Source organism: Ruminiclostridium papyrosolvens DSM 2782 (assembly GCF_029318685.1).
Classification (GTDB): domain Bacteria; phylum Bacillota; class Clostridia; order Acetivibrionales; family DSM-1351; genus Ruminiclostridium; species Ruminiclostridium papyrosolvens.
In genome coordinates this window covers 3,200,538-3,212,426 of sequence record NZ_CP119677.1, presented here as the reverse complement: position 1 = coordinate 3,212,426, position 11,889 = coordinate 3,200,538, and the positions used below count along the sequence as shown (strand labels likewise).

Annotated in this window: 3 protein-coding genes and 1 pseudogene; all 4 read left to right on the top strand. The window is 39.3% G+C overall.

Translation table 11 applies throughout. The features are described from left to right. On the top strand, positions 1–8,298 hold the full coding sequence (locus tag P0092_RS14370; protein ID WP_276186944.1) for a S8 family serine peptidase: 8,298 nt from the start codon (positions 1–3) through the stop codon (positions 8,296–8,298). Further along, complete coding sequence (locus tag P0092_RS14365) at positions 8,295–8,825, top strand: DUF5104 domain-containing protein (RefSeq protein ID WP_004622710.1); 531 nt, start codon at positions 8,295–8,297, stop codon at positions 8,823–8,825. The genes P0092_RS14370 and P0092_RS14365 overlap by 4 nt, the downstream gene beginning before the upstream one ends. 253 nt (positions 8,826–9,078) lie before the next feature. Then, a pseudogene (locus P0092_RS22160) lies at positions 9,079–9,156 on the top strand (hypothetical protein); the annotation flags it as partial. After that, complete coding sequence (locus P0092_RS14360; RefSeq protein ID WP_479692166.1) at positions 9,157–11,874, top strand: RHS repeat domain-containing protein; 2,718 nt, start codon at positions 9,157–9,159, stop codon at positions 11,872–11,874. Positions 11,875–11,889 lie beyond the last annotated feature (15 nt).

The window sequence follows — 11,889 nt, the reverse complement described above, 5'->3', positions numbered from 1 at the left end:
GTGAAAAAAATACAAATCGCAATATCCAGAATTCTAGTTATGGCATTATTAATTACAAATGTACTTGTATATTTACCGTCACTAAGCTTTGCAGCAGGAAATAGCAATGAAAAGGCTGACAAAAAAACTGTTACTACGGTTCACCATGAAAAAACTGAAATTCTGGTTAAATATAAAAACAGTGTTAATCAGGACAAGATTAAAACTAACCTGAAAAAGAACGCAAAGCTCAAAAAGGTTAATTTAAAAAAGAAATTTGAAAAAACCAAGATTGATTTATTGGAGATAGACGCAAAGGATAATATATCCCAAGTAGTTGAAGAGTTAAAAAAAGACCCTAATGTTTTGTATGCACAGCCAAACTACAAACTCGATATCATGTCTGCTCCGTCAGACCCGATGTTTGAGCACCAATGGGGGTTGCAAAACAAGGGACAGGAAACAGAAGGGCAACCCGGCAGAAGCGGAGTGGATATAAATGCATTAAACGCATGGAATCTTACTCAGGGCTCTTCCACTGTTGTAGTAGGACTTTTGGATACGGGTGTGGACATCACGCACAATGACTTAAAAGACAACATATTTGTAAATACTAAGGAAATTCCGGGGAATGGCATAGACGATGACAACAACGGATACATAGACGATGTTAACGGATGGGACTTCGTAAATTCGGACAATACCGTATATGACGATGCAACATTAGACTTTCACGGAACTCATGTTGCAGGAATAATTGCAGCAAAAGCAAACAGTGAAGGAATCTCAGGTACTGCACCAAAAGTAAAGGTACTGCCATTAAAATTCATTAACGGCAACTGGGGCTACACCTGTGATGCAATTGATGCAATAGAATATGCTATGAATATGGGTGTCAAAATAATAAACTGCAGTTTTGGCGGTACCGATGACAATTTTGCTCTGAAGGATACTATGGCAAACAGCGGCATCCTGTTCGTATGTGCTGCCGGAAACAGAGGCGCAGATGTTGCAGTATCCCCGGTATACCCGGCATGTTTTGACATTCCAAATGTATTATCGGTAGCTTCTATAGACAGCAAGGGAGTACTTTCCCCATATTCAAGCTATGGCAGCAAAATACATGTAGCGGCTCCGGGAGTGAATATTCTAAGTACTACACCCGGAAACACATATGATTATTTCACAGGAACATCGGCAGCCGTTCCTTTTGTAACGGGTATTGCAGCACTTTTGCAAAGTTATGTGCCAAATCTGACCATAACACAGATTTCACAGCGTATAAAAGAAAACGTGGTAGCCTGCAATAACCTAAACGGAAAGGTTTCCGCAGGTGGAAGGGTGGATGCCTTTGCAGCTTTGACAAACACAAAACCGGAACCGGATACATACGATGGCCCCGGAAATGACAACAGTACTGTTCCTGCAGGACAGCAGGGCGGTAATGTTGACACTTGGTACACCATGGATCAGCTTGCAAAAATAAAAGAGAAGCTTCATTACGGTGAATCAGGTGTGAATCCTGCATCAGGAAACTTCTCGGTTACAGTAAACGATATGAGTGTTCCTGCACCGGGTTTTCAGGTAAACATAGCACGTACCTACAACTCCAGAAGTGATATCAGCAAAGAATTTGGCAGAGGCTGGACTTTTGGGTTTACCGGAAGAGTCGAAGGAACGGAAGTTGTGGATGTCTCACTTCCAAACGGAAGCGTTGAGCGATTCAGGTTAAATGGTAATGTATACGAGCCGGAGGAATCCAGAAGCAAATTTGTTAAAAATGCAGACGGTACATATACATTGACTACTCAAGACCAATATAAGTATACCTTTAATACAAACCGTTACTTAGTAAAAATGGAGGACAGAAACGGTAATGCAATAAACATAACTGTTGACGGCAGCGGAAAAATAACCCAAATAACCGACACAGTGGGCAGGGTTTTTACTGTCAGCTATGGAGCAAACGGACTGGTACAAAAAATAACTGACTCTGAAAACAGAGCGGTAGTATACGAGTATGACTCTGAAAACAGACTGTCAGTAGTTACAGACCCTATGGGCGGTAAAATGAGGTACTTTTACGATACATGGGGATATGTGAATCAGATACAGGACCATAACCAGAAAATAGTTGAAAAAATTACATATAATCATGCAGAAGGCGAAAACCAGCACAAGGTGTCAGAGGCGACGGATTCACTGGGAGATACGGTAAAATATGCCTATGACATGACAAATAAAAAAACTACCATTACAGATATAAATGGAAGGGTGTCCTCTTACTGGTTTGACTCCTCCTTTTTTACAACGCATATACAGGAGCCTGATGGAAAATCAAGCTATACAGAGTATTTCCAAAGTGGAGGCAAAAACAAATACGGTGATGTAAAATCTAAAACCGATTGCAATGGAAATAAAACTCAGTATGAGATTGATAACAGAGGTAATGTAACTAAAATTATCAATCCTGACGGAAGTATCCAATTAAAAGAATATGATGAAAAAAACAATGTAACAAAAGAAGTGGATGAGTCAGGAAAAACAACTTACAATGTGTACGATGAAAATAAAATAAACCTCATAAAGAAGGTACAACCCCTTAACGGATTAGACGTATATGACGGTACAAACAATACAGGCTTTGCAATAACCTCCTATCAATATTATACAGGAGAAGAATCAGGCTCATCAGCAAAAGGATTATTAAAAAGTGAAACTGATGCGGAAGGCAATACCACTACATACACCTACAACGCTTACGGAGATGTAAAAACCGTATCTGACCCGGAAACAGGAAAAGTTACTGCATATGAGTATAACCGCATAGGTTGGAAAACCGCGCAAATAACACCGAAGGGCAACAGAACAGAATTTGCTTACGACAAAAACGGCCAGTTAATTAAAACGACAACAGTAAGCTCAAAAAATGAAACACAAAGAATCGTATTTGACATTCTTGGAAGAAAAATACAAGAAATTGCTCCTAACCAATATGACAGTACTAAGGACAATGTAGTAACCGATACATACACTGACAATGGCGCAGGAACAAAATACGAATACTATGACAGCGGTAAAATCAAGGAAGCAACCAATGCATTGGGCGATAAAACCAGCTTCACTTACGATGTATATGGAAACCTTCTTACCGAAACAAAACCCAACGGTGCAATGTACAGGTATGAGTATGATGTTCTGGACAGACCACTAAAACTTTACCTAAGAGATAATTCATCGGTACCGGAAGTACTGCTTACCCAATATAGTTATGCGACCTTAGAGGATGGAAAAACACAAAAAACAGAAACAAAATATCAAAATTCCAAAGACAAGGCTGTCACAGTTTACATATATGACTATGCTGACAGGTTGGTAGAACAGCAGAATCCTGATGGTACCAGAATAAGAACAATATACAATGCAAACGGAACAATCAACAGACAGATTGCAGCCAATGGAAGCAGTACATACTTCAAATATGACGGTCTTGACAGGTTGACGGAGCAATGGTCTCCCTTTGAGGTTTCCAACGGAAACACACTGTACACTTATAATAAAACGGAATATGACAAGGCTGGAAGAAAAACTGCGGTGAAATCAGGCAAAGACAAGGTAATCCTTTGGTCAATACCTGAAAGCTTTGCAATAACAAACTATCAGTATTACAAAAACGGTAACATCAGCGGGACAAGGGATTCCGAGGGTAGAAAGACGGAATACCTGTACGATGATGATGGAAATGTTATAAAAGAAAGTGTATATACCGATGCAACAAATAAGCTTGTAACAGATTATACATACAATTATCTTGGGAAATTGGAAAAAAAGGAACAACATGTAAAAGCAGGAGATCTGTACGGAAAAGATTTTGACGACAATACTGACACTGTACTTACAACCTCCTACACCTATGATAAGAATGGTAACACAAAAACTGTGACAGCCCCCAACAAGGTAATCACCACCTATGAATATGATGCACTGGACAGACAGCTGTCCCAAAGTGAACCCGGAGTGGATGAAAAAGGTACAGCCGTAACAATAACCAACTCCACAACTTATAGTTGGGACGGAAATCCACTTACAAAAACAGATGCAAAGGGCGGTATTACCAAGTATGAGTATAATCAGAGGGGATTGCTGATTAAAGCAATTGATGCTCAAAACGGTACAACAGCATATGAATACGATTTAGCAGGCAGAAAGATAACAGAAGTAACACCTGAAAACTACAACAGCACAAAAAGCATTTACGACGTGAGCAGAATTGAATATGTTTATGATACAATGAACAGACTTGTGGCAAAAAAAGATATATACTCGGATGCTGCCACAAAACAGTGGGTAACCATATATACAAAAACCTGCAAATATGATAATTCGGGCAATCTTATAAAAGAACTGGATGCGGCGGGATATGACTCCGGAACAGGAACTACAAAGGAAGAAAAAATAAATACAGGTTACGGTATTGAATATATCTACAATCTGGCAAACCTGCCTATAACCTCAAAAGACCCTGTAGCAAAGGAATACGCTTTAGCATTTACTTCCAGATATGAATATGACGGATTGGCAAGAAAGATATCTGAAACCAATGCAAACAAAGTGGAAACCCTGTATACATACAACGATGCAGGGGATATACTTTCAGTAAGCTTGAAAAAGAATGCTTCGTCTGCGCCAAAGCTAGTAAAGCAATCTACCTATGACCTTGCAGGCAGAATACTTGAGCAAACTGACGGAAACGGCAATACTACTATATATGAATATAACGCTCTGGGGAAAGTCAGAAAGACAGCTGCACCGGGAGACAGCACCATCCCATCAATGACGGCAACAAGTCAGTATGATGAAATGGGCCAGCTGAAGCAACAATCAAACTCAATGGGAAGGGTTGACCTCTATACCTACGATAATCAGGGGAGACAGCTTTCTCATACAGAGAAAAAGTCCGATAATACTCAGGCCATAACTACGCATTCAACCTATGACTTGAATGGGAACAAATACTCGGAGACTGACGGAAACGGTAATTTAAAAACATATAAATATGACAGCTTAAACAGGCTTGTAGCTGCTGAAACAACAGTAGGGGGCAGGAAAAAAGCAACTACCTGTACCTATGATGCCAACGGAAACAAAACCTCTGAAACCGATTGGCTTGGGAATACAAGCACCAATGTCTATGATGCTTTAAACAGACTCATAGAAAAAAGAGATGCATACACCACAATACAGAAATTAGAGTACAACAAAAACAGTAAACAGATAAAATCAACAGATGCATTGGGCAACGAAACCCGCTACATATATGACAAAAACAACAGACTTATTGCAACAATAGACCCGGAGGGCCATACAACAAGCCAGTCCTACGATGATGTTGGAAATATCATAGCCAAAACAAACGGCAGGAATATTACCACAACATATAGATTTGACGAATTTAACCGATTGGCAGAGGTAATTAGCCCCAAGTCTGAGAAAACAACCTATACCTACGATTTGAACGGAAACAAGCTAACCCAGACCGACGGAAACGGAAACACCACCTCCTATGAGTACAACGCTGCAAATAAGGTTATCAGAAAAATAGACCAAGGGGGAAGAATAGGCACACCGGGGAAATATACATATCTGGAGGCCAAAACAGAAAAGTACACCTATTTGGCAGACGGAAGCATGGGGACAAACACCGACAGAAACGGAAAACAGACCGTATATGTATATGACATACATGGTAGGCTTACCAGAAAAGCAATAGGAGAAGCAGCAATCACCTATACCTACGACAATAATGATAACCAGCTCACCATGACAGACAAAACGGGGACTACTGCCAGAACCTATGACGAAGAAAACAGAGTAACAACCAAAAAAGCACCGGGCTTTGGTACAACAACCTATACCTATGATAATTCTGAGGGGGGAGGCTTGTACTCTGAAACTGCTGAGGATTTCAAACACAACCTTACAAAAAAAGTATACGACAAAGCAGGAAGACTTTATGAGGTGATATCAGGCAAAAAGACCACAACATACGAATATTACGGCAACGGCAGCAGAAAAACCGTAACCTACAGTGACGGAGCAAAAGAGGAATACGCCTACTACAAGGACGGATTAAATAAAACCCTCACAAACAAAAAAGCTGACGGAACAGTAATAGACACCTATAACTATACCTATGATGAAGCCCACAACCAGACTACAAAGACAGACAGAAAAGGAACAACCAGCTATAAATACGACAGTCTCAACAGACTTGAAAAGGTAACGGAGCCAAACGGCAGGACAACGGGATATACCTTTGACAAGGCAGGAAACAGGCTTACAGAAACCATATTGGCAGGTGCGGTTTCAGTAACCACTACATATACCTACAACGAGCAGAACAGGCTTGTATCAACAGTAAAAAGAAGCGGCGCAGAAACAATAACCGACACATATAGGTTTGATAACAACGGAAACATAGTATCAAAAACTGCAGAAACGGTAAAACCGGTTGCCACGTCTGTATCAGGGGGCTTCAGTCTGGAGAAGTCAGGACAGAGTACAACAAGCAATGTAATCAACTATAAGTTCGATGTTTGGAACCAGTTAGTCAAAACCACAGCAGGAAAGAAAACAGCAACCTATTCCTATAACGCAGAAGGCTACAGGGTATCCAAGACTGAAAACGAACGTACCACAAACTACTTGTATGAAGCTGACAAGGTAGTACTGGAAACAGACGTAGAAGGCAACGAGACAGCCAGAAACATCTATGGATTAAATCTCCTGACAAGAACTGCTCAAAATGATACAATGAACTATATGTACAACGGCCACGGAGACGTAACCGCATTAGTAGGAGAAAACGGAGCAATACAAGCAACCTACTACTACGACGCCTTCGGAAACATAACAGAACAGACGGGAGACGTTAACAACAACATAACCTACGCAGGCTACCAGTACGACAAAGAAACAGACCTCTACTACCTGAATGCAAGGTACTATGACAGCAAAACAGCCAGATTCCTAAGTGAGGATACTTATACAGGCAACACAAATGATCCGTTGAGTTTGAATTTGTATACGTATTGTGCAAATGAACCTATAATGTATGTTGACCCGAGTGGACATAGGACATTAGAGCAAGGAATGAGTGGGGATGATGTAAGAAATTTACAGACCATGTTGATTACACTTGGTTATAAGGGTGAAAACGGAAAAGCTTTTAAAGCAACAGGTTATTTTGGTACGGATACTTTAGCTGCACTTAATAAATATAAGGATAATGTTCTTCCAGCAGGAAATAGAGGAAGTAATAGAGGGTTAGCTGGAGAAACAACTTTAGCATATCTTAATTATTCATATAATATGCACTATGCAAATAATTTCACTGAAAGTAATTCAAGAGCATATGCAGCAAATAATGCAAGGTATACGTTTAATCAACAGCTATCAAATGTGAAGAGTTCGAATAAACCTGTTGCACCAAAAACAAGCACCAATATGGGAACAACGGTGAATTCAAAAGGTTCCGGAGAGGCGGCATCTAGTAATATATATTTATCTAATCTTAAACCTGAAGATGTAACAAGAGATATTACTAAATGGTTAATAGGAAACCCGATTAATGCGTTTGTAACTCAACATCCATACATTACGAAGGCTCTTACAGGAATAGATGTATTAGCACTATTTTATGCGGGTGGATTTGTCATGGATGGTGATGGCGTTTACCATGCTAGACAGGAATGGTCAATTCAGAGCTTTAAGTACTCAGGGTATAATGATTTTTACGATACTGTTTTTCATTACGCTACAAGTATGGCAAAAGCTAAATTCCCATTTAGTGATGATAAAGGTAACGATTACATTTTGTGGGCATGGAAAGGGGATTATTTGAATTTAGGTGCAGGAGCAGAAATGGGTATATATAAAAACATGGAGGTTAATGGTAACTCTACGAAACATTGGCTTGTTGACCAAAGTCTTGCTATGCCAATGACATTAACATTAGATTATAACGGAAAACAAATAATATCTTATGATCCAAGGAAAGTTGATCCCAAAATTAATGATCCACTACGTGAAAGCACAGATAAATGGTGGGTGACGGGTTTTAATCCTGATTATCAAAACGTAAAAGCCAGCCAACTAACAGCTACTTACACAGTCGACTTTTCTGACAAACAAGATTTGTATAGAGCATTTTATGATACATGGAATGGTGTTTATGACAGTGCAGGTAGTAAATGGTCATTTGACGACAAAAATTATTCTGCAAAATTAATTTTTAAACAAGGGCAGGGTTCTAAATGATGAAACAAATTATAGTTATTCTATTAATAGTAAGTATGTTTTTTTTATGTTCTTGTTCCTTAGGGGAATCAAGAGTACAAATGTTAAACAAAGATAATGACGAAGGGAAAGCTGATGCTAGGTTAGAACAAATTATTGAAGCAATAAAAAGCAAGGATAAAGATTCTTTAAAAACGGTATTTTCCAAGCAGGCACTGAATGAAGCAGAAGACCTTGACGGACGAATGGATTATTTGTTTAATTTTGTCCAAGGAAACGTTGAGTCATGGAAAACGATTGTACATGGTGCTACTACAGAATCAATTGAGCATGGGAGTAGTATTAAAAAGTCAAGTTCGTGGTATTATGTTAATACTGATAAAAAGAAATACTTATTGTTCTTTTTGGAATGTACTACTGATACAGACCATCCTGAAAACGTTGGTGTGTATATGCTGCAAGTAATACAAGCAGAAGACAAAGACACACAGTTTGATGGTGGTGGTCCAAAGACCCGTTGTGCTGGTATCTATAAACCGGAAGAATAACAAATATAGAAATAACTACCACACAACTTTTAGTCAATGGCAGATATTGCGTATTGAAGTATACAACAGTAAAAGTCCCCATATCCCTAATTTAATATCAGGTGTATGGGGGCTTTTACTGTAAGCGATGGAACAAGCAACGTAGTTCAAAAATCCTCCAAACTTGATATTCTTAAAAAAATGAATATTGTAAGGAGGATTTTTTTATGGCTAAAGACATAGCTCTGGAACATAAACGAAAGAGAGGTTTGAGGAATACAAGCGAAGTGGTCTGAGCATATATGCATGGTGCTTGAAAAATGGTCTTAAAAACACTACTTTCGAATACTAAATTAATAAGTTTAATAAATCTGAGCAGGAGACTCTTACCTCAAACACCGACAGAAACGGAAAACAGACTGTATATGTATATGACATACATGGTAGGCTTACCAGAAAAGCAATAGGAGAAGCAGCAATCACCTATACCTATGACAACAACGACAATCAACTCACCATGACTGACAAAACGGGGACTACTGCCAGAACCTATGACGAAGAAAACAGAGTAACAACCAAAAAAGCACCGGGCTTTGGTACAACAACCTATACCTATGATAATTCTGAGGGGGGAGGCTTGTACTCTGAAACTGCTGAGGATTTCAAACACAACCTTACAAAAAAAGTATACGACAAAGCAGGAAGACTTTATGAGGTGATATCAGGCAAAAAGACCACAACATACGAATATTACGGCAACGGCAGCAGAAAAACCGTAACCTACAGTGACGGAGCAAAAGAGGAATACGCCTACTACAAGGACGGATTAAATAAAACCCTCACAAACAAAAAAGCTGACGGAACAGTAATAGACACCTATAACTATACCTATGATGAAGCCCACAACCAGACTACAAAGACAGACAGAAAAGGAACAACCAGCTATAACTACGACAGTCTCAACAGACTTGAAAAGGTAACGGAGCCAAACGGCAGGACAACGGGATATACCTTTGACAAGGCAGGAAACAGGCTTACAGAAACCATATTGGCAGGTGCGGTTTCAGTAACCACTACATATACCTACAACGAGCAGAACAGGCTTGTATCAACAGTAAAAAGAAGCGGAGCAGAAACAATAACAGACACATACAGGTTTGACAACAACGGAAACATAGTATCAAAAACTGCAGAAACGGTAAAACCCGTTGCCGCGTCTGTATCAGGGGGCTTCAGTCTGGAGAAGTCAGGACAGAGTACAACAAGCAATGTGACCAACTATAAGTTCGATGTTTGGAACCAGTTAGTCAAAACCACAGCAGGAAAGAAAACAGCAACCTATTCCTATAACGCAGAAGGCTACAGGGTATCCAAGACTGAAAACGAGCGTACCACAAACTACTTGTATGAAGCTGACAAGGTAGTACTGGAAACAGATGTAGAAGGCAACGAGACAGCCAGAAACATCTATGGATTAAATCTCCTGACAAGAACTGCCCAAAATGATACAATGAACTATATGTACAACGGCCACGGAGACGTAACCGCGTTAGTAGGCGAAAACGGAGCAATCCAAGCAACCTACTACTACGACGCCTTCGGAAACATAACAGAACAGACGGGAGACGTTAACAACAACATAACCTACGCAGGTTACCAGTACGACAAAGAAACAGACCTCTACTACCTGAATGCAAGGTACTATGACAGCAAAACAGCCAGATTCCTAAGTGAGGATACTTATACAGGCAACACAAATGATCCGTTGAGTTTGAATTTGTATACGTATTGTGCTAATGAACCTATAATGTATGTTGACCCGAGTGGACATAGGACATTAGAGCAAGGAATGAGTGGGGATGATGTAAGAAATTTACAGACCATGTTGATTACACTTGGTTATAAGGGTGAAAACGGAAAAGCTTTTAAAGCAACAGGTTATTTTGGTACGGATACTTTAGCTGCACTTAATAAATATAAGGATAATGTTCTTCCAGCAGGAAATAGAGGAAGTAATAGAGGGTTAGCTGGAGAAACAACTTTAGCATATCTTAATTATTCATATAATATGCACTATGCAAATAATTTCACTGAAAGTAATTCAAGAGCATATGCAGCAAATAATGCAAGGTATACGTTTAATCAACAGCTATCAAATGTGAAGAGTTCGAATAAACCTGTTGCACCAAAAACAAGCACCAATATGGGAACAACGGTGAATTCAAAAGGTTCCGGAGAGGCGGCATCTAGTAAGGGCGTGGGTAATAGTGGGACTATAACAGGGAATAAAATTGGAATGTCTTCCATTGATTTTGAAAAAATGCCACAATCATATAAGGATTCGTTTAATCAGTTGATTGACAGTATTATGAATGCAAAAGATGATACAGAACTGTCCATATATACTCAAATGCTAAATACATGGATTAACAACATGAGTTCACCTCAAGGGCAATGGATATCAAAAGGTGTTTATTATACATCTGGTGTTGGCGGTGGGCTGATTCAAATCGTTGGTGGTGGCACAGAGGCACTTCTTGGCTGGGGAGTTGCAACAGGTGGAACCGTCTTGACCGCAGGATTGGCCAGTGAAATTGCAGTACCTACAGGTGGATATTTAATGATTGACGGTGGGGGAAATGTAGCTGAAGGATTACAAAAAGCTATAAATACCATACGTGGGAAACAGTCAGAAAGTGAAGAAACTTGGAATTTTGTAAAAAGAGCGTTTATTAAGTTGAGTCCAGATAATGGAGAAGATATATATAATCTTACGCAGATAGGGATTGGTGTATTTTCAATGACAGAAGGTGTTATGTCTTTGCCTGAAAATGCTGGTAAAACGCTGACATGGGGAAAAAATATAAAAAACGCTAAAATATGGGGTTCAAAAACTCAGACTTCTTTGGTGAGTATAGGTAATACACTGGTTATTGAAACAAAGACAGAAAGTGGTATGATGTTACAACAGACTATCCTTAATGGAAAAAAATTAGCAAAAGAAGAATTTTTTATCACATTGGATGGTTATGGTATATCGGATAATAGCAGTTCTCTCACTAATAAATAAAAAGAATTGAGGAAT

Excerpts from the sequence above, each read along its gene's own strand:
- P0092_RS14365 (WP_004622710.1), top strand. The coding sequence starts at position 8,295 with ATGATGAAACAAATTATAGTTATTCTATTAATAGTAAGTATGTTTTTT.